This window comes from Clavibacter sp. AC415 (genome assembly GCF_979252985.1).
In genome coordinates, this window is sequence record NZ_CEEDAR010000018.1 from 99,737 (window position 1) to 126,481 (window position 26,745).

Genomic DNA, 26,745 nt, shown 5'->3' on the forward strand with positions numbered 1-26,745 from the left:
CCAGGGTTCGGGCCGGATCCGGCCACCACGGGGTCACGATCCCGCGACACCGTGGCCCCGCGCCACCGCGCCCTGACCCGCGAGCGCCTCAGCCCGCGAGCACCTCCGCGACCGGCGTCAGCGGCAGGCCGAGCGCCGCGGCGACGTGCGGCTCGGTCACGTGGCCGTCGTGCACGTTGAGGCCGAGCGCGAGTGCCGGATCCTCCGCGAGGGCCCGCTTCCAGCCCTTCTCGGCCAGCGCGATGACGTACGGCAGCGTCGCGTTGGTGAGCGCACGCGTCGAGGTCTCCGGCACCGCGCCCGGCATGTTCGCGACGCAGTAGTAGACGCTGTCGTGCACGGCGAACGTGGGGTCGTCGTGGGTGGTGGGGCGGTCCCTCGAAGCAGCCGCCCTGGTCGATCGCGATGTCGACGAGCACGGACCCCTTCTTCATGGTGGCGACCATCGCGTCGGTGACGAGCTTCGGGGCCTGGGCGCCGGGGATCAGCACCGACCCGATGACGAGGTCGGCGTCGGCCAGCTGCGCCGCGATCTCGTACGCGGAGGACACGCGCGTCTGCACCTGCCCGCCGAACCGCACCTCGAGCTCGCGGAGGCGCGGGATGGAGAGGTCGATGACGGTCACGTCGGCGCCCATGCCGAGCGCGTTCGCCGCCGCGTGCTCGCCCGCGACGCCGCCGCCGATCACGACGACGCGCGCCTTCGGGGTGCCGGGCACGCCGCCGAGGAGGATCCCGCGCCCGCCGGCCCCGCGCATCAGGTGGTACGCGCCGACCTGGGTCGAGAGCCGGCCGGCGACCTCGCTCATCGGCTGGAGTAGCGGGAGCTGGCGGTTGGGGAGCTGCACCGTCTCGTACGCGATGGCCGTGGTGCCGGACGCGACGAGCGCGTCCGTGCAGGGGCGCGACGCCGCGAGGTGCAGGTAGGTGAAGAGGGTCTGGCCGGCGCGCATGCGCGGGTACTCCTCGGCGATGGGCTCCTTGACCTTGAGCAGGAGGTCGGCGGCGCCCCACACCTCGTCGGCCGTGGCGACGATGGTCGCGCCGGCCTCGACGTAGTCGGCGTCGGTGATGCTGGATCCGAGCCCCGCGCCCGCCTGCACGAGCACCTCGTGGCCGCGGCGCACCAGCTCGTGCACGCCGGCGGGCGTGGCAGCGACCCGGTTCTCGTTGTTCTTGACCTCGGTGGGGATCCCGACCTTCATGCGCGCTCCGTCTCGTCTCCCCGCGAGGGTGCGACCGGCGGCGGCGATGCGGGAGGGCGAGTCCCAATATGGCCATCGTGCGCCCCGGGTGGGCGCAATCCGTAGGATCTGCGACGAAGGCCGCTCGTCCTGCGCGATCCTTCACCCCGAGAGGACGGACGACCCATGCCGACGAAGGAACTGCGGGCCCCCGAGCCGCTGGACGAGATCGACCGCAGGCTCGTCGCCCTCCTCCGAGCGGATGCCCGCACCCCGAACAGCCGCCTCGCCGAGCAGGCGGGCATCGCGCCGTCGACGTGCGTGACCCGCGTGCGCGGCCTCGTGGAGCGCGGCGTGATCACCGGCTTCACCGCCACGATCGACGCCGACGCGGTGGGCGTGGGCCTGCAGGCGCTCATCAGCATCGCGATCCGCGCAGGCGCCCGCCACGAGATGGCCGCGTTCGCGTCCGAGATGCGCGAGCTCGCCGACGTGGTGCAGCTCTTCTTCCTCGGCGGATCGGAGGACTTCATCGTCCACATCGCCGTCCGCGACAGCGACCACCTCCGCGACTTCGTGCTCGACCATCTCTCGGCGCACCCGGCCGTGGCGTCGACCCGCACGAGCGTGGTGTTCGACCACCACTACTCGGGGCCGGCGGTCGGGGAGGGGCCGTAGCCTCCCGCCTGCCGCCGGATCAGCGCGACCCGTCGGCGGGGCGGACCTCCGTCAGGATGCGGCGTCGCGCACGAGCGCCGTGTCGACGAACTGCTCGAAGCGCACGATGAGGCCGCCGCGCACGACGAAGTGGTGCGCGACCCGGGCGTCGAGCGCCTTGCCCGTGGTGCCGTGCGTGGCCGTGTAGCGCGCGAGCACCACCACGTCCTCGCCCTCGACCACGTAGGTGTCGTCGCGGGCGACCCGGCCCGACCCACTCGGCGCCGAGCTCCTCCATCACCGCGGAGGTGACGCCCGTGGGGGTGCGGTAGGTGCCGGCCAGGGGGAAGCCGGCCATCTCGGTCCACTCCACGTCGGGCGCGAGGGTGGCGCGCAGGGCCTCGAGGTCGCCCGCGGCGGAGGCGAGGTACTGCCGGCGGACGACGGCGCGCGGCGAGTCGTCGGTCGGGGTCAGCCCCATGACATCTCCCCCTTCGCGACCCGGGTGCCGAGGTGAGCGGCCACGCCGAGGCCGGCGTCCGGGTACCGGGCCTGGAGGCTCTGCTCGGCCTCCTCCGCGGTGCCGCTGGCGGCGATCGCCGCGTCGAAGGCCGTCAGGTACTCGCGGGTGTGGCGGATCGCGCGCACGTCGGCGGGGAACGCCGGATCGCGGTGGCCGGCCACGACGAGCGTGGGGTCAAGGGCCTCGAGCCCGTCGAGGGCCGCCGACCAGGCCGCGCGCTGCTCGGGAGCCGCGGTGTCGGCCGTCCAGACGTGCAGGCCGCCGAAGACGAGGATCCCGCCGAGGATGGTGCGGCTGGCCGGGTCGAAGAGGTACCAGCCGCGGTCGGCCGGGTCGACCTCCGCGTGGCGCACCTCGAGCACGGCGTCGTCGATGGCGATGCGGTCGTCGTCGAAGGGCGTGAGCTCGACCTTGCGGGTGGGGAGGTTCGCGCCCAGGTGCGCCCAGGCCTGCAGCTTGCCCTCGTAGCTGTGGTCGATGTGCTCGATCACGGCGGCGGGGGCGACGAAGCGGGCCTCCGGGAACGCGTCCTGGATCACCTCGGCGCCGAAGTAGAAGTCGGGGTCGCCGGCACCGATGAAGACGGTCGTGAGCTCCTTGCCGGAGTCGAGCACGGCCGCCACGGCGCGGTGGCCGGCGGAGCGGGTGAAGCCGGCGTCGACGAGCACGGCCTCCGTGCTGCCGGTGACGAGGGTGAGGGTCTTCTCGAGGGCGGAGGAGCCCGAGTCGAGGATGGTGTAGTCGAGACTGGCGGGAGTCGCCTGCGTGGTGGTCATGCACCGATGTTGCCGCCCACGGGAGTCGCCGTCACGGTCGTCATGGCTGCCATCATGGTGGATATGGGACAGACGGCGATCAAGCGCGTGCGGTTCTCACTGCCCGGGCCCGGGCCGGCGATCGAGCTGACGGGCCTCCGCGAGATCATCCGCCGGGGCGGGCGCCGGGAGTTCGCCAGCACGCAGCGACTCGGCTTCGACATGGTCTACCTGCTCGAGCGCGGGAGCACCGTGCACGTGGTCGACTTCGTGCCGCATGAGCTCGGCATCGGCCACGCGCTCTGGGTGCGGGCCGGGCAGGTGCACCGCTGGGGCGACATCTCGACCCTCGAGGGCCGGGTAGCGATGTTCCCCGCGCACGTCATCCCGCCCGAGGTGCAGCGGGCGGTCACCGCTGCGGGGTACTCCGGCTCGGCGGGCAGCGTCCCCGCCTGGACCGCGGATCAGCTGCGGGAGTCGGGGGCCGCGGACGCGTGGCGGGCGCTGCACGCGGACGACGCGGGGATCCGGGATCCGACCGCTCGGTCATTGGCGCGCGAGGCGGCGCTGTCCGCCGTGCTCCTCCGCCTGGCTGCGGCAGCGCCCGATGCTGCGGATCGCGCGCAGCACGCGAGCGCCGGCGGCCCGAGCACGGATCGCCACCGCGTCTTCGCGTCGTTCCAGGCCGAGGTGGATGCGCGCTTCCGCTCCGAGCGCCTGGTCGCCGACTACGCCCGCCGCCTGGGCTGGTCGACCAAGACGCTGGTGCGCGCGGCCGCCGAGCACGGCACCACGCCGAAGGCGGTCATCGACGACCGGATCGTGCTGGAGGCGCGGCGCCTCCTCGTGCACACGCAGCAGCCGGTGGCGGACATCGCCGCCGAGCTGGGCTTCGACGACGCGTCGAACTTCAGTACGTTCTTCCGCCTGCGCGCAGGCGAGACGCCGGGCGGGTTCCGGGTGACGGCGGCGTTCGGCGGGAGGTGAGCGAGTGGTGGGTCGGGCGTGGGCGCACCGCTCGCCCTTCTCGACCTCGCCGGCCGACGCACGTCCTATGAGGACGCCGGGCTCCAGGCATTCCACCCCGCGATGCTCCTGTCGATCTACACGCCCATGCGGCACGGCTTCCTCGCGGACACGAGTGGCCATAGACCGATGCTGATCGGTCGCGCACCGGCGGACGCCGTGCAGGTGGTGGCCGCCGCTGCCCACGAGGTCCGTTCACGCTGAACGCGGACGGACGCAGCCGAAGGGCTACTCCCCGGCTGCCCCGCGTCGGTCACCGTCACGTCGGTGTGTACGAAGTTGAGGTACGAGCGGGAGGCCGTGGGGCCGCGCTGGCCCTGGTAGCGGGAGGCGTACTCGCCGGATCCGTAGGGCTTCTCGGCGGGCGACGACAGGCGGAAGAAGCAGAGCTGGCCGATCTTCATCCCGGGCCAGAGCTTGATGGGCAGCGTCGCGACGTTCGACAGCTCCAGGGTGACGTGGCCGGAGAACCCGGGGTCGATGAAGCCAGCGGTGGAGTGCGTGAGCAGGCCGAGGCGGCCGAGCGAGCTCTTGCCCTCGAGGCGCGCGGCGACGTCGTCGGGCAGGGTGACCAGCTCGAACGTGGATCCGAGGACGAACTCGCCCGGGTGCAGGATGAACGGCTCCCCCGGCTTCGCCTCGATGAGGCGGGTCAGCTCGGGCTGGTCCTCGGCGGGGTCGATGTAGGGGTACTTGTGGTTGTCGAACAGCCGGAAGAACCGGTCGATGCGCACGTCGATGCTCGCGGGCTGCAACATCCCGGGGTCGTAGGGGTCGAGGGCCACTCGTCCGGCGTCGAGCTCGGCGGTGATGTCACGGTCGGAGAGGAGCACGGCAGGAGCCTACCGGCGCTGGGTGGCGCCCGGCCGGAGTCTTGCTAGGCTGTGGTCTCGACCCGGCTCCAGGCCGGTCGCGCGAGTGTAGTTCAATGGTAGAACTTCAGCTTCCCAAGCTGATAGCGCGGGTTCGATTCCCGTCACTCGCTCCATCCGAAGCCTTCAATATGCCGCCGTGCATAGAGGGACAGTCTCCTGCCACAGCTGATGACAAGCACTTCGATGTGGGAGGATGAGTCATGGTTGACCTTAAGGCAGAACTTGGCGATGACCGATTTAGCCAACTGATGCGCGGCATCGCCCTCGGCCATTACAACTTGCTCTTAGGCGCTGGCGCTAGCGCCGGTTCGCATGACCAGCACGGCGTTGAGATGCCCGTGGGTTCGGCTTTACGCAACGAGATTGCGCGTAAATTTGATATTCCCGACTCGGCAGATAAGTCCTTAAAACGCGTTTACGCGCTAGCCGCCGACAAAGTCAGCAGCGATGGAATGTCGATGCCGCAGTACATGAAAAACCGCTTCACGCAAACAACGCCCGCTCCATGGCTACTAGACATGCTCAGGGTACGGTGGAGTACTATTTGGACTCTTAATATTGATGACACTGTAGAAGCTGCGGCTAATCAGCTAGGCGCTGGCCGGCGACAACTCCTGCACTCCATTTCTTGGACCGATGCCCACTACCAAGCCGACAGGCGCAAAGACGAATTACTTCTAGTGCATCTGCACGGGAAAGCGCACAGGGCACAAAAAGCCGGGGAACTAATCTTCGACATATCGGGCTACACGAACTCGCTCAACACACACCATCGCTGGCTCAAGATTTTTGGGGACGATTACCCAGCAAAACCGTTTGTTGTGATTGGCGCGTCGATTGACGAAGAAATTGATTTACAGGACATCTTCGATGAGGGTAAGCTATCAAATGCAGAGTTTCCGTCATTAATTGTTTTGAAAAATATCGATGCGTTTCAAGCACAGGAATACGAGCGTTATGGCCTAATATCCATAAAAGCGACGGGCTCCGAGTTTATGAGCGCAGTGCGAGCAGCCTTGCCCGAACATCTGGCCAAGCTCACAGATGACGAGTTGGGTATCACCGAAGCCACGCCAAACGAGAGCTTACGCTTTTTGGATCAGTGGAAAAGACTCAAGCTCACCCCAGAAACGCGTCGCCCCAAAGGTCACCACCTTTTCCTGGGACACGAACCGAATTGGTTTGATGCGACTCACGACTACTTAAGCCAACGCCCCGTCGTGAAAAAGGGGGTCGATGCAATCAAAGCGTCCCATGTTGCACAGGAAGCCAGAGCGTTTGTCGTTCTTGGCGACGCCTTAGCGGGAAATCTAGTGCCCTTCTACGAATTGCCCTTGAACTAATTGAGGCATCGTACAGGCCTTGGCTATTTGTCGGAGATCAAGCTCTCGACGTCGAGGCCGCCCTCTACTGGCTTGTTCAGGAGCCAAAAGCCGTTCTTCTTATCGACAACGCTGCAGATTTCGCCCGAGATGTTCAATCTCTACTACAAAAGGCGCGAGAACGCCAAATCGTGACGCAAGTAGTTCTTGTCGAAAGGTCCCGTCGTACCAAGCATATAAGGGATGCACTTGTTACAGAACCAGTGACCGAGATGAACGTTCCCACAGTCCTCAGCGACCAGGAAATAAAGAACCTAGTCGAGACGCTGGAAGCGAAAAGGCGTATGGGTGTACTTACAAATATGCGCACGTCGGATCGCTATGCCTATTTCCAGCGACACGAACGCAAATTGTTCTCCGCGATGGCCGCCCTAGAGGACGGACGCGGATACCACCAGCGGGTGGCAGACGAGTTAGCGGGTACGTCGTCACGCACACAGCGAGCCTTGATGGCGTCAGTTTCGCTGACGAGCCGTTTGGGGTATCCGCTCCCATATGAGTTGACCAAGACCAGCGCCGATTTAACGTCCGTCGAAGCGCAGGCGCTAGTTAACGGCGATCTTGCCGACCTACTGGAGGCGCGCAGTTCAGGCATCACCACGCGACACCGCATTTTCGGCGAAATTCTTATCCAGCAGCTTTCTATAGACGCCCGCAAGAGCGCCGTGGTGCAATTAGCACTCGCGGTGGCGCCATATGTTTCACCTCAAGCCATCCGGGCTGCGACTCTCCATTACCGGATTGCGCGTGGACTTATGGGAACGAGATTCGGGGAACTCTTTGGTGCGGATCACAATGTCATCCTCGGAGTCTATGAGGAGCTTCAGGAGGCCTACGACTGGAACGCTCGGTACTGGGATCAGAGAGCACTGGCCGCCGCAGACGCCCAAGAGTACGAGCAGGCCTTTAGTTGGGCAGAACAAGCTGTACTGCGGAAACGTGACGCCTTGTCACTCACCACGACGGGAAAAGTCCTCATGCTCAGAGCCGTAAACGACGCCACGAAGTTCGGAACGTGGCCCACCACGGTTTTTGAAAAGGCTGAGGAGAATCTAGCGGCAGCGAGGCGAATGGAAGGGTCGCGCGCGGAGTACCCCATCGAAACGTTTTTCACTTACCTCCTCCGACTAGTTCGTGCAATTTCCGACCGAGATCCGGCGCTTAATGAACAGTTGCGCCTCCTGTGGAGTACTTGGTTTACAGCAATATTAGAACTGGAGCCCGCTTCGCAACTGCGTCTCGATCGCATACGAATTGAAGCGCTAAAGGAGTATGAGCTGATTTGGCCGCTCGGGTAGTATCACTCGACAATTTTTGTGTCTTGGTGTTCGATTACGGGTCGTGCGGACCGGTGTTCGGGCTTATATTTTGATTTGTAATTGACTCATATCAGCGCCCGGTCTGCAACTAGCGCAAGTGCCTTTAATTCGACTTGACTAGCTTTTATGGGCGATCCGCGGCCGGTTGCAGCAAATTCACCATGGGCCCTTGTGAGGGCGGGCTCATTCTATATCAACGGCTGCGACCCAATGAGTGACTGGTGGAACAACCAAGCTCACAAAAGCGGGCGTAGGCATTGCCCGTTAGGCCTACTATCGATCGTGCTTAAAATAGTGCTGTCGCCGCACGCTGGATGTGCATCTTCTCGAAGGCATAGACGAACCGCTCTGCCCGGCCTAGCGGATCGCGCTGCTTACCTCCGCCAGCAGTGACGCCATACGCGCCTCCGCCGTTGCCGCGTCACCGTCACGGATCGCGAAGGCCGCCTGCTGCGTGCGTGTCGAGCGCATGCGGACGCGGCGTCCGCGGCATCAGCCCCTGATGCGTCCGCCCGCTGAGGACCTCCGTGATCACCTCGCGGAGCGCGCAGAACATGTCGTTGCCGCTGGCCTCGAGGATCAGGTGGTGGAACTCGATGTCGGCTGCGAGGAACTCGACCAGCTCGCCCGCCTCACCGAGGCGGCGGAGATCCACCGCGAGCTCGGCGATGCGTGTGCGCTGGGCGGGGGTCGCATGAGAGGCGGCGAGCGCCGCGGCGACCGGCTCCACCGCGCGGCGCAGCTGCGTCAAGGAGCGGAACTGGTCCGCACGGCCGGGGCCGGTGAGGCGCCAGCGGATGATGCGGGGGTCGTAGACGTTCCAGCGGTCCGGGCCCTGCACCACGAGGCCCACGCGGCGCTTCGGCACGATGAGGGCCATCGCCTCGAGCACGCGCACGCAGTCGCGGACCACCGTGCGGGAGACGCCGAAGCGCTGTTGCAGGTCCTCGATCGTGAGGCGGCTGCCCTCGGCGAGCGCGCCGTCGACGATGTCGCGGCCGATCGCGTCGATGATCCGCGTGGGGATGACCGCCGCCGCCGGAGCCGCCGAGGTCGTTGGAGCCGCGGACGTCGCCGCCGGACCGGACACGGGAGCCGGGTCGGGCGGCGATGCCGGGGTGGGAGCTGACCGCGTCGTCATGGTCCTCTCCGGGTGAGCGCCGGCCGTCCGTCCGACCGTCTCGACGAGCATAGGTCGGCCGGCGCCGCCCGCCGCGCGCGCCTTCCGCCCGGCCCTGCAAAGGTGTTACCTTTCTCGGCGCGGCGGCTGTTCGCCACGCGCACCGACCGACAAGGGAGTCAGCATGGCCGCACGTCCGCGCCACATCGTGGTGATGGGGATCTCCGGATCCGGCAAGACCACGATCGCCACCCACCTCACCGAGGCGCTCGGCTGGACCTTCGCCGAGGCGGACGAGTTCCACCCCGCCGCCAACATCGCGAAGATGACGGCCGGCACGCCGCTGACCGACGACGACCGCTGGCCGTGGCTCGGCGCCATGCGCGATTGGATGACCGGCGAGGCCGCCGCGGGCCGCAGCACCGTCGTCACCTGCTCCGCCCTCAAGCGCTCCTACCGGGACCTCCTCCGCAAGGCCGACGGCGACGTCTCCTTCGTGCACCTCTCCGGCGACCCCGACCTCATCCGCGAGCGCATGAAGAGCCGCAGCGGCCACTTCATGCCCGCCTCGCTGCTGCCCACGCAGATCAGCACGCTCGAGCCCCTCCAGGACGACGAGCCCGGCCTCGCCCTCGAGAACGTCGGCACGCCCGACGAGGTCACGGCCCGCATCACGCGCGAGCTCGGCCTCGACGGCGACGCCCGCTAGACCGGCCCGCCCCTCGCGCCGCCGCGGCGCCGTCCCCGGCCCGGTCCCCGGCGCTCCCCCGCACCACCACCCCGCGTGCCGCACGGCACCACCACCGCACACCGCACGTTCGTCAACGGAGAGAACATGACCATCGAAGACTGGACGCAGACCCTCACCGCGGGTCCGCTCCTCCTGATCGCGGCCGGCGCCATCGCCGTGCTGCTGATCCTCATCATCACGCTGCGCGTCCACGCGTTCGTGGCCCTGATCCTCGTGAGCCTCCTCACGGCGTTCGCCGCCGGCATCCCCACCTCGCAGATCGTGACCGTGCTCGTCGGCAGCTTCGGCTCCACGCTCGGCACCGTCGCGCTGCTCGTGGGGCTCGGCGCGATGCTCGGCCGCCTGGTGGAGACCAGCGGCGGGGCGAAGGCGCTGGCCGACACCCTCATCCGCGCGTTCGGCGAGAAGCGGGCGCCCTTCGCGCTCGGCGTCGCGTCGCTCATCTTCGGATTCCCGATCTTCTTCGACGCCGGCCTCGTCGTGATGCTGCCCATCGTGTTCTCGGTGGCCCGTCGCCTCGGTGGCGGCGTGCTCCGCTACGGCCTCCCCGCCGCGGGCGCCTTCTCGGTCATGCACATCTTCGTGCCGCCGCACCCCGGCCCCGTCGCCGCCAGCGAGTTCTTCGGCGCGAACGTCGGCATCGTGATCATCGTCGGCCTCATCGCCGCGATCCCCACCTGGTACGTCACCGCGTACCTCTACGGGCTGTGGGCGGGCAAGAGGTTCGTGCTGCCGGTCCCCTCCATCCTCGGCGAGGCCGACGCGAACGCCGAGTCGAACCCGCCCCGCTTCGGCACCGTCGTCGCCGTGCTGCTGCTGCCGCTGCTCCTCATCTTCATGAACACGGGCCTCAACGCCGCCTCCACCGGCGGGATCCTCCCCGAGGGCACCAGCGACCAGGCCTGGTACCAGGTGCTCCGCACCATCGGCGAGACGCCCGTCGCGCTCCTCATCTCCCTGCTGGTCGCCGCGTTCGTGCTCGGCCGCCGCCGCGGGATCGACAAGACCGCCCTCGAGAAGACCCTCGAGTCGGCGCTCGGCCCGGTCTGCTCCGTCATCCTCATCACCGGCGCGGGCGGCATGTTCGGCGGGGTCCTCCGCACCAGCGGCATCGGCGGCGCCCTCGCCGACGTGCTCGGCGACCTCGGCATCCCGATCATCCTCGCGGGCTTCCTCATCGCCGCGATCCTCCGCATCGCGCAGGGATCCGCCACCGTCGCGCTCACCACGGCCGCGGGCCTCATCTCCCCGGCGATCCTCGCGGGCGACTACAACGCCTTCCAGGTCGCGGCGCTCGTCGTGGCCGTCGCCGGCGGATCCGTGGTCGCCAGCCACGTGAACGACTCCGGCTTCTGGCTCGTCGGCCGCTTCTTCGACATGGACGTCAAGACGACGCTGAAGACCTGGACCGTGATGGAGACCACCATCGGCGTCATGGGCTTCGGCATCGCCGCGGCCGTGTTCGGGGTGGCGTCGCTGGTGTAGCGACGCTCCACCGACGACCCGAGGCCCGTCCCGCGCTGCGCGGGGCGGGCCTCTGCGTTCAGCCGCCGACCCTGCTGATCCGTACTGCATCGCCCTCGAGCGCGAAGAGGAGCGTGGTGCCCGTGGGGAAGGCCTCGCGGAGCAGCGAGGGCAGGTCGGGCGTCACGTTCATGGGGACGGTGGCCGGCACGGAGCCGGCGCCGCAGCCGTAGACGCCCACGACGGCGGAGGGATCCACGTCGATCGGCAGCACGGAGATGCAGTCGTCGCTGAGCTCCTGCGCGGTGGGATCCCGGGGCATCCGCGAGACGGTCAGGCCGAGGAACTCGACCCTCTGGATCGCGCCGTCGGACGCGTTGTCAAACGTGCCGTCCGACCCCTCGGCCTCGTCGGCGAAGGAGATGAGCGCGACGGTGTCCACCCTCTCTCGCGTGAGCAACAGGGTCGCGCCCGCCGTGATGACGATCGTCACGGCCAGCGACGCGGCCGCGACGGCGCGGAACGCGCGCGGGGAGAGGCGTCGCCTCCGGGGGGCGCGGGACCCGGCCGGGGGCGCGGCGTCCTCCGGGTCGCGCGCCGGGTCGACGGGCGCTTCGCGGGCGGGATCGGGGGCCGGATGGGGCTCGGATGAGCGGGCGGCGTCGGCTCGATCTCGGGCACCGCCCCGCGGTCGACCGCCGGTGCGGAGCCGAGCACGGCCAGGCGCGCGTGCGCCTCGGGGTCGTGCGCCAGGTCAGGATGCGGGCCGTAGACCCGGCGGCGCAGCTCGCGGAGCTCGTCGCGGGCGGCGTCGGCCTCGTGATCCATCCCCGCATCGTGTCACGCCGCCTCCGCCACGGGGCAGGTGCGGCGCGCCCCCGCATCGCGGGTCGCCGCGCTGGCCGGACCCGGGGTCACGCCGCCGGCCGACACCTGGGGTCACGGCTCCGGCTGGCACCTCGGGCACCACCACGCGCGGCGGGCCCGCTCGCTCGTGCTGCCGGGATCGTCGAGGCCGATCACCGTCGTGCCGCAGCGGAGGCACGGCCGGCCCGCGCGGCCGACCACCCAGTGCCTGCGGCCGCGGCGGGGGTCGCCGGTCGTGATCTGGTACGCGCCCGGGACCGTCGCGGAGTGCCGCAGCGAGCGGGCGGCGAGGTCGACGAGCGCCGGGAGGTCGACGTCGGCGACGCGCGTGGCGGGATGCACGCCGCGGAGGAAGCCGACCTCGTTGACCCACAGGTTGCCGAGGCCCGCCATCGGGCGCTGGTCGAGGAGGGCGGCGCGGATCGTGTCGGCGGGCTGGGCCGCGAGGCGCGACACGGCGAGCGCCGGATCCCAGTCGTCGCGCAGCGGATCCGGCCCCAGGTGCCCGATGACCGTCCGCTCGTCGCGGGTGGGGATCAGCTCGACCACGGGCAGGTCGATGCCCCACAGGGTGCGGCCGTCGTCGAGGCGGAGGCGCACGCGCACCTGGTGCTGGATGCGCGCGGGCACCCGCTTGCCGATGCCCGTGACCGTCCACGAGCCCTGCATGCGGAGGTGCGTGTGGAGGGTGGTCGCGTCGTCGAGGCGCATGAGCAGGTGCTTGCCGTGGGTGTCGAACGCGGTGATGCGCCGCCCGCCGAGCCGGGCGCCCGCCCGCGCACCGGACCGCAGCTCCCCGTCGGCGATGCGGGCGCCGCCCACCTGCGCGCGGAGGCGTGCCGCGAGGAGGAAGACGGAGTCACCCTCGGGCATGATCCGACGCTAGCCGCAGCCGCCGACAGGCCCTCAGGCCGGGGCGGGCGCGTGGGAGCGGGCGAGGTGGCCCGCCTCCGCCGCGTACCGGCCCATGCGGCGGTGCTGCACGATCCCCCACTTCACGGCCACCGCGAGGCAGGCGATGGCGATGATCCAGACGGGGACGAGCCACCCGGACACGTCGCCGCGCAGGAGCGTGGGGACGAAGACCGCGACGACCAGCATCACCGACTGGCCGAGCTGGAAGGGCTGCAGGGTGCGGCTGTAGACGGCGAGGCGGGCGGCCCGCCATTCGAGCTCCGGATCCAGCTCCTCGCGCTTGCCGGCGGCACGGCGCACGACGGCCGCGCGGTCCTCCTTCGACAGGCCCTGGGTGATGGTGGACCCCGACAGCTGCGCCCCGATCGACACGAAGATGCAGGTGAGCGCCGGCGCGAGCAGCGAGAACTGGAGCACGAAGGCGACGATCTCGCGCGGCTCCTGCGGCTCGAACCGGTCGAGCACGAGGCTGCCGGCGACCGTGACGACGAGGGCGATCGCGAACACCAGCCCAACGAGGCGCCACTTGCGGCGGGGCGTGCCCTCCGCCCAGTCGAGGTCGATGGAGAGGGCGGGCCCGTCGTCCCGGGGCGTGCCCCGACGTGCCACCGCGGCGGCCTGGGCGCGGAGCACGAGGATCCAGCTGGTCGCCGCCGTGCCGACGGCGGCCGCCACGAACCCGGTCGCCACGAGGACGGGGACCCCGGCGACGAGCGAGGCGACGGCATGCACGACCACGGCGAGCGCCGTGACCCCCAGCCACACGAACAGGCGCACCGGACGCCGTCGCGTGCCGTCGGGACCGATGGCGTCGCGCGCGCCGCGCAGCTCCAGCAGGCCGAGGGACGGGGTGAACCCGAGCACGAGCATCCCGGCGATGACCTGCGGCAGGACCGCCACGGCGGTCGCGCTCCCGTCGGCGTCGGGCCCGGTGACGGTCGCCGCCCGGTACAGGCCGTACCCGTAGAGGGTCCCCATCCCGACGAACAGCGCGACGAGCAGCACCACGAGCGCGATCGCGCGCGCCGACGCCGCCGCCCGCCCCCTGTCTCGACGGGGATGCTGACTGCCCGGAGTCCTTCGCGCTCATGCGTCGACGGTATCGGGCGTCGACCGCGCGAGCTCCCGGGTGGACGCGACGTAGCGCCTGCGTCGACGCGCGTCGATCACGACGTACGGGAGGAAGGCGACGAACGCGACCACGACCGCGATCACCACGACGAGGAGGGGCCCATCGAGCCCGAGCCGCACGAACGTCATCGCGCTGGAGGCCATGATCAGCGACGCCGTGGCGAGCTGAAACCCCTGCCCGACCAGGGAGACCGCGGCCAGGCGCGCCGCCCGTCGCTCGAGCCGTGGCGCGAGCGGCTCGCCCGTGCCCTTGGTGCGCCGGCCGACCGCCTTCCGCTCGGCCGCGCTGAGGTCGCGCGTGATGGGCGCCATGGCCGTCAGCGCCGGGCGCGAGACGACGGCGCTGGTGACCGCGGCGGCGAGGAACGCCAGCTGGAGCACGACCGCCAGGGCCGCCGCGATGCCGACGCCGTCGTCGAACGCGTCCCCGAGGAGCAGGACCGCGACCAGGCCCGCGGCCGCCCCGACGAGGCCGACCAGCACGATCGTGCGCACCTTGCGGCGCAGCACCGCGGGCGTCCAGTCGAGGTCGGGCGCGGGGCCCGCACCGGCGGCGCGCGCCTCCTCCTCGCGGGCCTGGGATCCGAGGCGCGCGCGCTGCCCGAGGAGCCAGCTGCACGCGGCCATGCCGACGAGTCCCAGGAGGACGCCGACGGTGAGGACCGCGGGGATCCCCGCGATGACGGCCGCGACCGCCGAGGCCACGGCGAGCAGCGCGGTGATCCCGCCCCACACGATCAGCGCGACGGGTGGGCGCTCCGCCTCCTCGGGCGGGCCCACCGCCCGGTGCGCCTCGAGCTGTCCGAGGGAGAGCGCGAGGCTCAGCGCCATGACGCCCGCCACCAGCTGGACGAGGACGGCCGCGAAGACGCCGTCGGCGTCGATCGCCGCGATCGCGGACCACAGCCCGGCGCCGAGCAGCACCGCCGTGCCCGCGGTGAGGAGCACGAGGAGGAGGACCAGGCCGCGGGATCGCCGTGGATGCGTCGTCGTCGCGCGGGGTGCCATGGGATCCGTGCCGCCTGTGCTCACCCGTTGACGCTAGCGGTCGACGGGCGGCGATGATGCCCCGCGCGGGACGGGCAGGTGAACGCCCGCCGGATCCTCGCCGCTCACCCGCGCGCCCCCACCACCGGCCACCGCGAGGGTCCACACTCGACCCACCACCCGAACCGCACGCCGCGCCCCCGCGCAGCGAAGGAGCCCCATGAGAATCACCGGCCGCACCGTCCTCATCACCGGAAGCACCTCGGGCATCGGCCGTGGCCTCGCCGAGCGGTTCCACGCGGCGGGCAACCGCGTCGTCATCGCGGGGCGCCGCGCCGACCTGCTCGAGGAGATCACCGCGCAGCACGACGGCATGGCCGGGGTGGTGCTCGACGTCGCCGATCCCGCCTCGATCCTCGCCGCCCGCGACGAGCTGGCCGTGACCCACCCCGACCTCGACGCCGTGATCACCATGGCCGGCATCATGCAGGCCGAGGACCTCCGCGACCCCGCGCACCAGGTGACGGCGGAGGCGATCATCGCGACGAACCTCCTCGGCACCATCCGCACGGTCGACGCGTTCCTGCCGGTCCTCCTCGCCGGCGACGAGGCCACCCTCATGACCGTCTCGTCGGGCCTCGCGTTCGTGCCGCTGCCCGTCACCCCCACGTACAACGCGACGAAGGCGGCCGTGCACTCGTACACGCAGAGCCTCCGCGCGCAGCTCGCCGGCTCGTCGGTCGAGGTGATCGAGCTGGTGCCGCCCAAGGTGCAGACCGCGCTCATGCCCGGCCAGGCGGAGGCGGGCGATGCGCTGCCGCTCGAGGACTTCCTCGACGAGGTGATGGGGATCCTGCAGGCACGCCCCGAGGACGAGGAGATCCTCGTGCAGGACGTGCACGGCCTCCGCTTCGCCGAGCGCGACAACCGCCACGACGAGATGCTGGCGCTGCTCAGCGGGCGCTAGCGGGCAGCCCGCGCCGAGCGGCGGTCCGCAGCTAGCTGCTCTGCCGCACCACCAGCGTGGTCGGCATCAGCGTGAGCGGATCCACCTCCTCGCCGGCCACCAGCCGCACGAGCACCTCGGCCATCTTCTGCCCGAACTCCTGGTTGGGCTGGCGGACGGTGGTGAGCGCGGGCACGGCCGACTCGGCGAAGTAGTCGTCGTCGAAGCCGACCACCGCCACGTCCTCGGGGACGCGCAGGCCGTGCTCGCGCAGCTCCGCGTAGACGCCGGCGGCCATCTGGTCGCTCGCGGCGAACACGCCGTCGACGGGCTCGCCGCGCGCGAGCAGCGTGCGCATGGCGTCGGCACCGGAGGCGGGCGAGAAGTCGCCGAACGCGACGAGGGCGGGATCCAGGCCCGCCGCCGCCATCGCCTCGCGGAACCCGCGCAGCCGGTCGATGCCCGCAGGCATGTCCTGCCGGCCGGCGACCGCGGCGATGCGGGTGCGCCCGCGCTGGATGAGGTGCTCGGTCGCGGCGCGCGCGGCCCCCACGTTGTCGACGTCGACCGTGGGCGCCTCCCGGTCGTCCTGCCGGAGCGGCCGGCCCGCGAACACGACCGGCAGCCGGTCGCGGAGCCCGCTGAAGGTCGCGTCGCCCGAGTGGTGCGACACGACGAGCACCCCGTCGACGTTGCCGCCGAGGAGGAACCGCCGCGTCTTCTCGGCCTGCGCGGGCGAGGAGATGAGGAGCGTGAGCGTGTACTCGGTGGCGGCGAGGTGCGTCATCGCGCCCTGGATGAGCGCCGCGAAGAACGGGTCCGCGAACACGCGCGCGGTCTGCTCCGGCATCACGAGCGCCAACGCGTTGGTGCGGCGCCCCGCGAGCGAGCGAGCGGCGCGGTTGGGCACGTAGTTGAGCTGCGCGATGGCGGCGTTGACGGCGGTGACCACCGCGGGCGCGACCCGGTCGGAGCCGTTGACCACCCGCGAGACGGTGGCCCGGCTGACGCCGGCGAGCGCACCGACCATCTCCAGGGTGGGAGGGCCCTTCTCGGCGTTGACGGCCACGGTCCCCCTCGGGTCGGCGCTCGACGGATCAGGCGTCGCACGGCTCATCCGAGTGTACGGCCGGGCGCGCCCCGGGATCGAGCGGACCTCCGGCACCGCCGACCCGATCCGGCGGCCGCCCGCATCGGCCGGGGCCGGCCCGCCGCGGCCGGAGGCGCCTAGGGTCGATGCATGTCGACGACGATGCCGCCCGCACCCTCCTCCGCCGCCGCACCCGATGCCGACCGGCCCGTCCGCTGGGGCGTCGTCGGCGCCGCCGGCATCGCGACCTCGGTCGTCCCCGACATGCTGCTCGTGCCGGGCGTCGAGGTCGTCGCCGTGCACTCCCGCACCCGGGCGAGCTCCGAGGCGCTGGCCGCCGCCCACGGGATCGCGCGCATCCACGACACCCTCGAGGAGCTCCTCGCCGACGACGGGGTCGACGCCGTCTACGTCGCCACCCCGCACACGCTGCACCGCGCGCAGGCCGAGGCCGCTCTCCGGGCCGGCAAGCACGTGCTCTGCGAGAAGCCCGCCACCACCACGGCCGCCGACACCCGCGCCCTCGTGGACCTCGCCCGCGCCGAGGGCCTGCTCTTCCTCGAGGCCGTCTGGATGGCGTTCTCGCCCGGGTTCCTCGCCGTGCGCGCCGCGATCGCGGACGGCCGCATCGGGATCCACGCGCCGTCTCCGCGTCGTTCGGGTTCGTCACCGAGACCGGCGCGGGCCGCCTCTGGGACCCCGCGGTCGGCGGCGGCACGCTGCTCGACATGGGCGTCTACCCGCTCGCCTTCGCGCACGGCCTGTTCGGCGCGCCCTCCTCGGTCGCGGCGGTCGGCACGGTGATCGACGGCGGCGTCGACACCGAGGTCGCGATCCTCCTCGGCTGGCCCGACGGCCGCCAGGCGACGCTCGCCTGCTCGCTCGTCGCCGCGCTCCCCACGGGTGCCACCGTGAGCGGCACGGCCGGCCGGATCGAGGTGGACCCGCTGTTCCTCGCCTCGACCGGGCTCGCGATCGTCCCCGCCGACGGGGAGCCCGAGCGGCAGGAGCACGAGATCGAGGGCCGCGGCGACGTGCCCATGATCCGGGCGGCGCGCGACGCGATCCGGGCGGGGCGGGTCGAGTGCGCGGAGATGCCGCACGCCGCGTCCGTCGACCTCGCCGAGCTGATGGACCGGATCCTCGCGGAGATCGGCGCGCGCTGACGCGCCGCCGCGACCCTCACCGGGCTGGGGCGCGGGTGCGATGCCGCGGCCGGCACGACGACGGCCGCGCCCCGAGGGACGCGGCCGGCCGGCGGAGCGGGGAGGCTACGGCTTCAGCACCACCTTGATGCAGCCGTCCTCCTTCTCCTGGAAGATCCCGTACATGCGCGCCGCGTCCGCGAGCGGCGCCGTGTGGGTGACGAGGTCCATGACGCCGAGCGGATCGGCCGGGTCCTCGACGAGGGGCAGCAGGTCGTCGATCCAGTGCTGCACGTTGCACTGGCCCATGCGGATCGCCACCTGCTTGTCGAACAGCGACTTCATGGGCATCGGGTCGGCCTCGCCGCCGTAGACCCCGCTGATGGAGACGGTGCCGCCGCGGCGGACCGCGTCGAACGCCGTGTGCAGGGCCGCGAGGCGGTCGACGCTCGCCGTGTCCATGACCTTCTTCGCGATGCCGTCGGGGAGGATGCCGGCCGCCTTCTGCGCGAACGACGCGACAGGGCTGCCGTGCGCCTCCATGCCGACCGCGTCCACGACCGAGTCCGGCCCGCGCCCGTCGGCGAGCTCCCGCAGGCGGTCGACCACGTCGTCGGTGAGGTCGAGCGTCTCGACGCCGTGGCGCTCGGCCATCGCGCGGCGCTCGGGGACGGGATCCACGGCGATCACGCGGTAGCCGAGGTGCTTCCCGATGCGCGCCGCGAACTGCCCGACGGGGCCGAGGCCCATCACGCCGAGCGTGCCGCCCTCGGGGACGGCCGCGTACTGCACGCCCTGCCAGGCGGTGGGGAGGATGTCGCTGAGGAACAGGTAGCGCTCGTCCGGCAGCTCGGTGCCGACGACGATCGCGTTGGCGTCCGCGAGCGGCATGCGCAGGCGCTCCGCCTGGCCGCCGGGGACGGATCCGTACAGCTCGCTGAACCCGTACAGGGACGCGCCGCTGCCTTGGGCCCGCACCTGCGTGGTCTCGCACTGCGTGAACAGGCCCCGGTCGCACATGAAGCAGTCGCGGCAGGCGATGACGAACGGGACGACGACGCGGTCCCCCACCTTCACGCGGGTGACGCCCGCGCCGACCTCCTCGACGACGCCCATGTTCTCGTGGCCCAGCACGTCGCCCTTGTCGAGGAACGGGCCGAAGACCTCGTAGAGGTGCAGGTCGGACCCGCAGATGGCGGTGGAGGTGATGCGGATGACCGCGTCGGTGTCGTGCTCGATGCGGGGGTCCGCGACGTCCTGGACCTCGACGTCGTGGATGCCCTGCCAGGTGAGTGCCTTCATGGTGCTCCTTCTCGAGCGCCGGATCCTCGTGGGACAGGCGCTTGTCCCACACAACGCCCGCGGCGGCGGCACGCCAAGCGACCGGCAGGCGGCGTCCAGGCAGCGGCGTCGGCCGGGCGCGGCGGGAGGAGGCGCGGCGGACGGCGGGGCGCGGCCACGTGGGACGCGCGTGCGGGGACGAACGATCCGCCCCGGGTCTCGGTCGTCCACGACACGACCGATCCGGGGCGGATCTGGAGGGCCTCGTTCGGCGGTCCGGACTGCATAGGAGGACTCTCGACAACCCTCAAGCGCCCGAGCCCGCTGCGGCCTCGTGGTCAGAGTGTGCTCCGCAGGTGGAGAAACGCACAGGGGCTTGACGACGCTCCCGGCGGATGCACGGCGACGGGGTCAGACGTCCCAGCCGTGCGCGCGCTGCACGGCGCGCAGCGCGTGCGCGGCCTCGTCCTCGCGGAAGGGCAGCCGGTCCCAGCGGATGCCGCACGGGGAGATCCAGCCGAGCTCGGCGAGCGCCGCCGCGAGGTCCTCGATGAAGAGCGCCACGGCGCCGCCGTCGACGCCCGTGCCGCGGATCGCGTCGCCCGTGATGGACCAGCCGAAGTAGCCGGCGACGAACCGGGCCTGCTCCGTGGGGCTGCGGACGGGACCGAGGGGGCGTGCGGGGAGCACCTCGCTCGCGGACGACTGGACGAGGTCGCCCGTGTCGTCCGCCCCCGTGCCCTGCATGTCGTCCCTCATCCCCGGGAGCCGGATCGGCTGTCCCCGACATCACGATGACAGCAGAGACGGCTGCTCCCCAATGCTCCCCGGGGGGTTGACACCAGGAGGGCGTGGGGTCTATCCCCCGATGGTGGACCTGTTCGAGAGCGTGGGCGAGTGCGTCAGCGCGCGTCGTCCCGGGGCTCGTCCTCCGGGGCTCGCGCAGGATCAGCAGGCCGCCCGGGCTGTTGGCCGTCGTCATGAGGGCGTCCACCCACTTGCGGTTGATGGGCGGCACCCGGCTGCCGTGGTACTTGAACACCAGGGGCAGCGAGTTGTGCATCCAGATGGTGGTGCGCCCGTCGCCGACCTCCACGTCGTCGCGCCAGGAGAAGTAGAACGCCTCCCCGCGGCGCAGCTTCGCGCCGATGACGAGCTGCAGGTGCGCGAGCAGGCGGTCGTCGAACTCCGCCGTCAGCGTCGAGTCGTACTTGAACGTGCCCATGATCGATCCCGTGTCCCCCTCGCGAGCTCTCGGGCCCCGCGCCGACGGAGAGGGGGCCAGAGAGCGGCGCTGAGCTTCGGCCGTGCCCACCCACTATGCCAGCCATGCCGTCGGGATCCGGCTCGTGCGTCGGACCGACCGGCATGTGGTAGTGGAGCGGGGGCACCGTGGGCGCTCGTCGGGGGCGCGTCCGGCCGGGGGACACGCCCGGGACGCCGCCGCGGGACCTGTCAAGGGGGTAGGCACCGCCTCGGGGAGCGGCGAACGGTGGATGGAGAGCGCGGTCGCTCCGGACCGCGACGCCGACGACGAGGAGAGACCCCTCCATGTTCTTCCACAAGCAGGAGCTGCAGCACAGCGCGTCCCCCGACAAGCCCGACCCCATCTACGCCCGTCACCTCCAGGAGGTGCTCGGCGGCCAGTACGGCGAGATCTCCGTGGCGATGCAGTACGGCTTCCAGTCCTGGAACTCGAAGCTCCCCGGCAAGTACCGCGACATGCTCTACGGGATCGGCGCCGAGGAGTTCGGCCACGTCGAGATGCTCGCGATCATGATCGCGAAGCTGCTCGAGACCGCGCCGGTCGAGGAGACCGAGGACGCGATGAAGGACCCGACGCTCGCCGCGGTCATCGGCGGCATGGACATCCAGCACGCCATCGTCGCGGGCGCCGGCGCGCGCCCGGTCGACAGCAACGGGAACCCCTGGCAGGGCTCCTACGTCACCTGCAGCGGCAACCTGCTGGCCGACTTCACGGCCAACGCGAACGCCGAGATGCAGGGGCGGATCCAGGTCGCCCGGCTCTACCACATGACCGACGACCGTGGCGTGAAGGACCTCCTGTCCTTCCTCCTCGCCCGCGACACCATGCACCAGAACCAGTGGACCGCCGCCATCGCGGAGCTCCGCGCCGAGGGCACCGAGGACCTGCCCGTGCCGAGCGACTTCCCCCTCGACCTCGAGGACCGCGAGGTGTCGTACCAGTACCTCAACTTCTCGAACGGCCCCGCCGCCGCCGAGGGCTCCTGGGCGTCCGGCCCCGCCCCGGACGGCAAGGGCACGTTCACGTACCACGACGGCCCGACCACCACGGTCCCGATGCCCGCGCCGCCCGTCGGGAACCCCCTCCTCCACGGCACCATCCCGCCGAAGGACCCGGGGCTGCTGAAGAAGGCCGCCGGCGCCGTGAAGGACGCCGTGACGCCCGAGTGACCTGCGGCCGACCGCCGCACGACCCGCGACGCACGACCGGCGGCCGACCCCCACGGGGCCGGCCGCCCGGCCGCGTCCGCGGACCAACCTCCGAGAGGACCGCATGATCCGCACCGGCACCCCACCCCGCCCGTCGTCCCCCGTGCTCACCCGGGACGTCGCTCCGGGGATCCACCTGCTCGCGCATGCCTACGTGAACGCGTACCTGGTCGAGGACGACGACGGCGTCACCCTCGTCGACACGGCGTTCCCCGACACGTGGCCGCATCTGCTGCGCTCCCTCGCCGCGATCGGCCGGACGCCCGACGACGTGCGCGCCGTCGTGCTCACCCACGGGCACTTCGACCACGTCGGATCCGCCGCCCGCGCCGCCCGCGAGCTCGGCGTGCCCGTGCACGTGCACCCGGACGACGCCGGCATCGCCCGCCACCCGTACTCCTACCGCCGCGAGCGCACGCCGTTCGCGTCCCCGCTCCGCCACGGCCGCGCGATCCCCGTGGTCGCGGCCATGGCGGCCGCGGGCGCCCTGCGCGTCGAGGGCGTGGACGGCACGGTCGGCATCGCCGCCGGACCGCTCGAGGTCCCCGGACGCCCGATCGCGATCCCCACCCCCGGCCACACCGACGGCCACGTCGCGCTCCACCTCCCCGACCGCGACGCGCTCCTCACGGGCGACGCCCTCGTGACCCTCGACCCGTACACCGGACGCACCGGCTGCCGCATCGTCGCCGGCGCCGCCACCGCGGACAGCGGCCGGGCGCTCCGCTCGCTCGCCGCCCTGGAGGACACCGACGCGCGCCTCGTGCTGCCCGGGCACGGCGCCCCCTGGCGGAACGGGATCCGCTCCGCCGTCTCCGCCGCGCGCTCGGCCGGCCCCGCGTGACCGGCCTCACCGAGCTGTGGCTCGTGCGGCACGGCGAGAGCACCGCCAACGTCGCCGCGAGCCGCGCCGACCGCGACGGCGCCGAGGCGATCCAGGTCGACCACCGCGATCCGGACGTGCCGCTCTCCGACACCGGAGAGGCGCAGGCGCGCGCCCTCGGGCAGTGGTTCGCGAGCCGGGCGGACGTGCCGACCGCCGTCTGGTCCTCCACCTACCTGCGGGCGCGCAGCACGGCGGGCATCGCGCTGGCCGAGGCGGGCACCGCCGCGGAGGTACGGTCCGACGAGCGGCTCCGGGACCGCGAGCTGGGGATCCTCGACCTCCTCACCGCCCGGGGCGTCGCCGCCCGCCACCCGGAGGAGGACACGCGCCGCCGCTGGCTGGGCAAGGTCTCCGACCGGCCGCCCGGCGGGGAGTCGTGGGCCGACGTGGCGCTGCGCGTGCGGTCGTTCCTGCAGGATCCCGAGGTCGCCGCCGCCGACGGCCGCGCCCTCCTCACCACGCACGACGCCGTGGTCATGCTCTTCCTCGACGTGTGCCTGGGGCTCACCGAGGCCGAGCTCCTGGCCTTCCAGGCGAAGCACACCGTGGCGAACGCGTCCGTCACGATCCTCGAGCGGCCCGTCCCGCACGGGCCCTGCGACCCTCCCGGGTCTTCTCGGCCACGGAGCACCTCGACGGGCAGGGCGCCCCCGTCACCGAGCACGGAGGGGAACCCGATGAGCCAGGACGGTGAGGGCCGCGCGGAGGCGCCGGCGGAGGTCGTGACGCCGGCCGGGCTGCGCGCCTGGGCCCTGCCGGAGCCCGGCGGGGTCGAAGTACGGCCGCGGCCAGGTGGTGGTCGTCGGCGGGGCGCTGCGGTCGCCCGGCGCCGCCATGATCGCGGGCCTCGCCGCCCTGCGCGTCGGCGCCTGGCCGCCTTGACCCTCGCGGTCGGGGTCGTCGGCACCGTCCACCGAAGCCCGGCGTCGCCGTCCCCGAGAGCGGCGTCGTGCCGCTCGAGGAGACCGCAGCCGGGCACGTGCGCGGCGGACGCCGACCTCGCCTCCGCCGACGCGGTCCTCGTGGGACCGGGCCTCGACGACGCCGACGAGGCCGAGCGGATGGTCCGCCGCCTCGCCACGCTCGTGCCGGAGGACGCCGTCGTGGTGCTCGACGCCTACGCGCTGGGCGTCCTCCCCGCCTGTCGCGAGTCCGCGGCGCACCTCGCCGGCCGGCTCGTGCTGACGCCGAACTCCCTCCGAGGCCGAGCGCCTGCTCGGGGCGCGAGGCGGGCGAGGACGCGCTGGCGGACGCGCGGGAGATCGCCCGCGACTACGCCGCCGTGGTCACGATGGGCGGCGTGGTCGCCGCCCCCGACGGGCGCGCGTGGAGCGTCGGCGCGGGCGGGCGCGGCCTCGGCACGTCGGGATCCGGCGACGTGCTCGGCGGCGCGGTGGCGGGCCTCTGCGCGCGCGGCGCCGATCCCGCCCAGGCCGCCGTGTGGGCCACGCATGCGTACGCGGCCGCCGGCGATCGCCTCGCGGTGCAGGTCGGGCCGCTCGGCTACCTCGCGAGCGAGCTGCTCGTGGAGCTGCCGCGCGTGCTCGTGGAGCTGGAGGCCTGAGGCGGGGCGCCTGGGCGGTGGCCGCGGTCGGGCATCCGCTGGGGATCCCGCCCGGGCCCGGTCACCGCGTCGCGACGGTCGTAGGGTCGGGTCATGACTGATTCGACGTACACCGCACAGCTGGTCGGCCCCGACGGCACCGAGGAGGCCGAGGTCGAGCTCATCAACGGCGAGCCCGTGAAGAGCTTCACGCGCGCCACCTCGCTCACCGAGGAGGAGATCGTCTGGGAGCTCGACGCGGACGCCGACGGCTACGTCTCACCGTCCCGCGGGCATCCCGGGCGCCGACTACTCCTGATCCGCGTCGGATCCTCCGGGCGGGGTCCCGCGCGACCCCGCCCGTAGGATCGAGGTCCCGCACGACGTGAGGAATCCCGCATGAGCACCAGCCCGTCCACGCCCGCGACCGACACCGCCGCGATCGCCCGCATCATCGACCACACGCTCCTGAAGCCCGAGGGGCCACGCGCGACGAGGTCGCCGCGCTGGTCGCCGAGGCCGTCGAGCTCGGCACGTACTCGGTGTGCGTCTCGCCGTCGATGCTGCCCCTCGAGCTGCCCGCGGGGATCCGACCTCCGGGTCGCCGTCGTGTGCGGCTTCCCCAGCGGCAAGCACCACAGCGAGGTCAAGGCCGCCGAGGCCGCGCTCTCCGTCCGCCAGGGCGCCGACGAGGTCGACATGGTCATCGACGTGGGCGCCGCCCGCGAGGGCCGCTTCGCCGACGTCGAGGCCGACATCCGCGCCGTCCGCGAGGCGGTGCCCGCACCCGCGGTGCTGAAGGTCATCATCGAGTCCGCCGCGCTCGACGACGACCAGATCGTCGCCGTCTGCCAGGCGGCCGTCGCCGCGGGGGCCGACTTCGTCAAGACGTCCACCGGGTTCCACCCGACCGGCGGCGCCACCGTGCACGCGGTCGAGCTGATGAGCCGCACGGTCGCGGGCCGCGCGGGCGTCAAGGCATCCGGCGGCATCCGCACGGTACGAGACGGCCGTGCAGATGATCGAGGCAGGCGCGACGCGTCTCGGCGTCTCCGGCAGCGCGGTCGTGCTCGCGGGCCCCGTGCAGACGCCCGAGAACGGCGCGCTGGGATCGAGCGGGTACTGATGCCCGCGGACCGCCCCGCGCACCTCGCCGACCTCGGCCGCTACATCCAGGCCTCGCCCTCGTCGTTCCACGCCGTCGCCGAGGCCGCGCGTCGGCTCGACGCGGCGGGCTCTCACCGGCCTCGACGAGCGCGACGCATGGCCCACCGGCCCGGGCCGGCGCTACGTCGTGCGCGACGGCGCGCTCCTCGCGTGGATCCAGCCCGCGGGCGCCCACGCCACCACCCCCTTCCGCGTGCTGGGCGCCCACACCGACTCCCCCGGCTTCAAGCTGAAGCCGAAGCCCACCATCGGGTCCGACGGCTGGGTGCAGGCGGGCGTCGAGGTCTACGGCGGCCCCCTGCTCAACTCCTGGCTCGACCGCGATCTCGAGCTCGCCGGCCGCCTCGTCACCCGCGACGGTCGACGCCACCTCGTGCGCACCGGTCCGCTCCTGCGCTTCCCGCAGCTGGCCGTCCACCTCGACCGGGGCGTGAACACGGAAGGGCTCCGCCTGGACCCGCAGCGGCACATGTCGCCCGTCCTCGCCGTCGGCTCCCCCGCCGCCCACGACGTGCTGGGCCACCTGGCCGGTCTCGCGGGCGTCGCGGCGGACGACGTGCTCGGCTACGACGTGGGCGTCGCCGACACGCAGGCGCCCGGCGCCCTCGGGCTCGACGGCGCGCTGTTCGCCGCCGGGCGCATGGACAACCTCAGCTCCGTGCACGCGGGCCTCGCCGCCCTCCTCGAGCTGGCCGCGGCCGAGGAGGACGCGGACGCGCCCATCGCCGTGCTCGCCGCCTTCGACCACGAGGAGGTCGGATCCGCGACCGCGTCGGGCGCCGCCGGCCCCGTCCTCGAGGACGTGCTCGGCCGCGTCTCCGCCGGCCTCGGCGCGGCATCGGAGGAGCGCCGCCGCGCCTTCGCCGCCTCCTGGTGCCTGTCGGCCGACGCCGGGCACGCGGTGCACCCGAGCGCACCCGGACCGCCACGACCCGGCCAACCGGCCCGTGCCGAACGGCGGCCCGCTGCTGAAGATCAACGCGAACCAGCGCTACGCGACCGACGGCGTCGGCGCCCGCGAGTGGGCGCTCGCCTGCGAGCGCGCCGGGGTCCCGTACCAGGAGTTCGTGTCCAGCAACGCGGTGCCGTGCGGCTCGACCATCGGCCCCATCACGGCGACGCGCCTCGGGATCCGCACGGTCGACGTCGGCATCCCGCTGCTGTCGATGCACTCGGCCCGCGAGCTGTGCGGCGCCGACGACCCCGGCCACCTCGCCGCGGCGGCCGCCGCGTTCCTCCGCCCGGCGGCCTGAGCG

General features: G+C 72.0%; 23 protein-coding genes, 1 tRNA gene and 7 pseudogenes. 17 read left to right on the forward strand and 14 right to left on the reverse strand.

What is annotated here, in order from left to right; translation table 11 throughout:
- Positions 1 to 88: 88 nt before the first annotated feature.
- Positions 89 to 1,205 (reverse strand): annotated as a pseudogene (gene ald / locus ACZ411_RS11435) (alanine dehydrogenase).
- A gap of 165 nt (positions 1,206 to 1,370) precedes the next feature.
- Here ald and ACZ411_RS11440 point away from each other — a divergent pair.
- Positions 1,371 to 1,862: an Lrp/AsnC family transcriptional regulator gene (locus ACZ411_RS11440; protein WP_464170708.1), complete on the forward strand. Its 492-nt coding sequence runs from the start codon at positions 1,371 to 1,373 to the stop codon at positions 1,860 to 1,862.
- Positions 1,863 to 1,913: 51 nt separating this feature from the next.
- Here ACZ411_RS11440 and ACZ411_RS11445 read toward each other — a convergent pair whose 3' ends face one another.
- Together ACZ411_RS11445 and ACZ411_RS11450 are read right to left on the reverse strand one after the other, a co-directional pair.
- Positions 1,914 to 2,084, reverse strand: a complete 171-nt coding sequence (locus ACZ411_RS11445) for a nuclear transport factor 2 family protein (protein WP_464170710.1) — start codon at positions 2,082 to 2,084, stop codon at positions 1,914 to 1,916.
- A gap of 228 nt (positions 2,085 to 2,312) precedes the next feature.
- On the reverse strand, positions 2,313 to 3,140 hold the full coding sequence (locus ACZ411_RS11450) for an MBL fold metallo-hydrolase (RefSeq protein WP_464170712.1): 828 nt from the start codon (positions 3,138 to 3,140) through the stop codon (positions 2,313 to 2,315).
- Between the two features lie 87 nt (positions 3,141 to 3,227).
- Here ACZ411_RS11450 and ACZ411_RS11455 point away from each other — a divergent pair, with 87 nt between their 5' ends.
- On the forward strand, positions 3,228 to 4,106 hold the full coding sequence (locus ACZ411_RS11455; RefSeq protein WP_464170714.1) for an AraC family transcriptional regulator: 879 nt from the start codon (positions 3,228 to 3,230) through the stop codon (positions 4,104 to 4,106).
- A 272-nt stretch (positions 4,107 to 4,378) separates the two neighbouring features.
- Here the strand turns inward: ACZ411_RS11455 and dcd are convergent.
- Positions 4,379 to 4,978 (reverse strand): annotated as a pseudogene (dcd, locus tag ACZ411_RS11460) (dCTP deaminase); the annotation flags it as partial.
- 81 nt (positions 4,979 to 5,059) lie between these two features.
- On the opposite strand from dcd, the gene ACZ411_RS11465 reads away from it, so the two are divergent.
- From ACZ411_RS11465 to ACZ411_RS11475, 3 genes are all read left to right on the forward strand, one after another.
- Positions 5,060 to 5,133: transfer RNA gene (locus tag ACZ411_RS11465), tRNA-Gly, on the forward strand.
- Positions 5,134 to 5,220: 87 nt separating this feature from the next.
- Complete coding sequence (locus ACZ411_RS11470) at positions 5,221 to 6,363, forward strand: SIR2 family protein (protein WP_464170716.1); 1,143 nt, start codon at positions 5,221 to 5,223, stop codon at positions 6,361 to 6,363.
- Between the two features lie 251 nt (positions 6,364 to 6,614).
- Positions 6,615 to 7,700, forward strand: a complete 1,086-nt coding sequence (locus ACZ411_RS11475) for a hypothetical protein (protein WP_464170718.1) — start codon at positions 6,615 to 6,617, stop codon at positions 7,698 to 7,700.
- 448 nt (positions 7,701 to 8,148) lie between these two features.
- On the opposite strand, the gene ACZ411_RS11480 is transcribed toward ACZ411_RS11475, so the two are convergent.
- Positions 8,149 to 8,862, reverse strand: a complete 714-nt coding sequence (locus tag ACZ411_RS11480; protein WP_464170720.1) for a FadR/GntR family transcriptional regulator — start codon at positions 8,860 to 8,862, stop codon at positions 8,149 to 8,151.
- Between the two features lie 163 nt (positions 8,863 to 9,025).
- Here ACZ411_RS11480 and ACZ411_RS11485 point away from each other — a divergent pair, with 163 nt between their 5' ends.
- Positions 9,026 to 9,550, forward strand: coding sequence for a gluconokinase (locus tag ACZ411_RS11485; protein ID WP_464170722.1), 525 nt, complete (start codon positions 9,026 to 9,028; stop codon positions 9,548 to 9,550).
- Positions 9,551 to 9,676: 126 nt separating this feature from the next.
- Positions 9,677 to 11,077 carry a GntP family permease gene (locus tag ACZ411_RS11490; RefSeq protein ID WP_464170724.1) on the forward strand — a complete coding sequence of 467 codons (1,401 nt, stop codon included), beginning with the start codon at positions 9,677 to 9,679 and terminating at the stop codon, positions 11,075 to 11,077.
- Positions 11,078 to 11,135: 58 nt separating this feature from the next.
- Here the strand turns inward: ACZ411_RS11490 and ACZ411_RS11495 are convergent, their stop codons facing one another.
- From ACZ411_RS11495 to ACZ411_RS11515, 5 genes are all read right to left on the reverse strand, one after another.
- Positions 11,136 to 11,549, reverse strand: coding sequence for a hypothetical protein (locus ACZ411_RS11495; protein ID WP_464170726.1), 414 nt, complete (start codon positions 11,547 to 11,549; stop codon positions 11,136 to 11,138).
- Positions 11,546 to 11,884, reverse strand: a complete 339-nt coding sequence (locus ACZ411_RS11500) for a hypothetical protein (protein WP_464170728.1) — start codon at positions 11,882 to 11,884, stop codon at positions 11,546 to 11,548. Before ACZ411_RS11500 ends, ACZ411_RS11495 begins: the two co-directional genes overlap by 4 nt.
- 111 nt (positions 11,885 to 11,995) lie before the next feature.
- Positions 11,996 to 12,796 (reverse strand): DNA-formamidopyrimidine glycosylase family protein, encoded by an 801-nt coding sequence (locus ACZ411_RS11505; RefSeq protein WP_464170730.1) that lies wholly within the window; start codon positions 12,794 to 12,796, stop codon positions 11,996 to 11,998.
- Between the two features lie 33 nt (positions 12,797 to 12,829).
- Positions 12,830 to 13,846 (reverse strand): hypothetical protein, encoded by a 1,017-nt coding sequence (locus tag ACZ411_RS11510; protein ID WP_464170732.1) that lies wholly within the window; start codon positions 13,844 to 13,846, stop codon positions 12,830 to 12,832.
- Between the two features lie 78 nt (positions 13,847 to 13,924).
- A complete protein-coding gene (locus ACZ411_RS11515; RefSeq protein WP_464170734.1) occupies positions 13,925 to 14,977 on the reverse strand; it encodes a hypothetical protein in 1,053 nt (350 codons plus the stop codon).
- A 199-nt stretch (positions 14,978 to 15,176) separates the two neighbouring features.
- Between ACZ411_RS11515 and ACZ411_RS11520 the strand changes: the two genes are divergently transcribed.
- Positions 15,177 to 15,923 (forward strand): SDR family oxidoreductase, encoded by a 747-nt coding sequence (locus ACZ411_RS11520; protein WP_464170736.1) that lies wholly within the window; start codon positions 15,177 to 15,179, stop codon positions 15,921 to 15,923.
- Between the two features lie 31 nt (positions 15,924 to 15,954).
- Here the strand turns inward: ACZ411_RS11520 and ACZ411_RS11525 are convergent, their stop codons facing one another.
- Complete coding sequence (locus ACZ411_RS11525) at positions 15,955 to 16,932, reverse strand: LacI family DNA-binding transcriptional regulator (RefSeq protein WP_464171124.1); 978 nt, start codon at positions 16,930 to 16,932, stop codon at positions 15,955 to 15,957.
- A gap of 324 nt (positions 16,933 to 17,256) precedes the next feature.
- Here ACZ411_RS11525 and ACZ411_RS11530 point away from each other — a divergent pair.
- Both ACZ411_RS11530 and ACZ411_RS11535 read left to right on the forward strand, forming a co-directional pair.
- Positions 17,257 to 17,487 (forward strand): annotated as a pseudogene (locus ACZ411_RS11530) (Gfo/Idh/MocA family protein); the annotation flags it as partial.
- A 74-nt stretch (positions 17,488 to 17,561) separates the two neighbouring features.
- On the forward strand, positions 17,562 to 18,158 hold the full coding sequence (locus ACZ411_RS11535; RefSeq protein WP_464171126.1) for a Gfo/Idh/MocA family protein: 597 nt from the start codon (positions 17,562 to 17,564) through the stop codon (positions 18,156 to 18,158).
- Positions 18,159 to 18,263: 105 nt separating this feature from the next.
- On the opposite strand, the gene ACZ411_RS11540 is transcribed toward ACZ411_RS11535, so the two are convergent.
- From ACZ411_RS11540 to ACZ411_RS11550, 3 genes and pseudogenes are all read right to left on the reverse strand, one after another.
- Positions 18,264 to 19,439: a zinc-dependent alcohol dehydrogenase gene (locus ACZ411_RS11540; RefSeq protein ID WP_464170738.1), complete on the reverse strand. Its 1,176-nt coding sequence runs from the start codon at positions 19,437 to 19,439 to the stop codon at positions 18,264 to 18,266.
- A gap of 390 nt (positions 19,440 to 19,829) precedes the next feature.
- Positions 19,830 to 20,165, reverse strand: a complete 336-nt coding sequence (locus ACZ411_RS11545) for a hypothetical protein (protein ID WP_464170740.1) — start codon at positions 20,163 to 20,165, stop codon at positions 19,830 to 19,832.
- A gap of 250 nt (positions 20,166 to 20,415) precedes the next feature.
- Positions 20,416 to 20,643 (reverse strand): annotated as a pseudogene (locus tag ACZ411_RS11550) (DUF7882 family protein); the annotation flags it as partial.
- A gap of 326 nt (positions 20,644 to 20,969) precedes the next feature.
- On the opposite strand from ACZ411_RS11550, the gene ACZ411_RS11555 reads away from it, so the two are divergent.
- The 7 genes and pseudogenes from ACZ411_RS11555 to ACZ411_RS11585 all read left to right on the forward strand — a co-directional run bounded on the left by ACZ411_RS11555 (position 20,970) and on the right by ACZ411_RS11585 (position 26,742).
- Positions 20,970 to 21,854: a manganese catalase gene (locus ACZ411_RS11555; protein WP_464170742.1), complete on the forward strand. Its 885-nt coding sequence runs from the start codon at positions 20,970 to 20,972 to the stop codon at positions 21,852 to 21,854.
- Between the two features lie 103 nt (positions 21,855 to 21,957).
- Positions 21,958 to 22,737, forward strand: coding sequence for an MBL fold metallo-hydrolase (locus ACZ411_RS11560; RefSeq protein WP_464170744.1), 780 nt, complete (start codon positions 21,958 to 21,960; stop codon positions 22,735 to 22,737).
- A 23-nt stretch (positions 22,738 to 22,760) separates the two neighbouring features.
- Positions 22,761 to 23,294: pseudogene (locus ACZ411_RS11565) on the forward strand (histidine phosphatase family protein); the annotation flags it as partial.
- Positions 23,295 to 24,070: 776 nt separating this feature from the next.
- Positions 24,071 to 24,343, forward strand: a complete 273-nt coding sequence (locus ACZ411_RS11570; RefSeq protein WP_464171128.1) for an NAD(P)H-hydrate dehydratase — start codon at positions 24,071 to 24,073, stop codon at positions 24,341 to 24,343.
- Between the two features lie 93 nt (positions 24,344 to 24,436).
- Positions 24,437 to 24,688, forward strand: a complete 252-nt coding sequence (locus tag ACZ411_RS11575) for a hypothetical protein (protein ID WP_464170746.1) — start codon at positions 24,437 to 24,439, stop codon at positions 24,686 to 24,688.
- 33 nt (positions 24,689 to 24,721) lie between these two features.
- Positions 24,722 to 25,448, forward strand: a pseudogene (gene deoC, locus ACZ411_RS11580) (deoxyribose-phosphate aldolase).
- A pseudogene (locus ACZ411_RS11585) lies at positions 25,448 to 26,742 on the forward strand (M18 family aminopeptidase). Before deoC ends, ACZ411_RS11585 begins: the two co-directional pseudogenes overlap by 1 nt.
- Positions 26,743 to 26,745 lie beyond the last annotated feature (3 nt).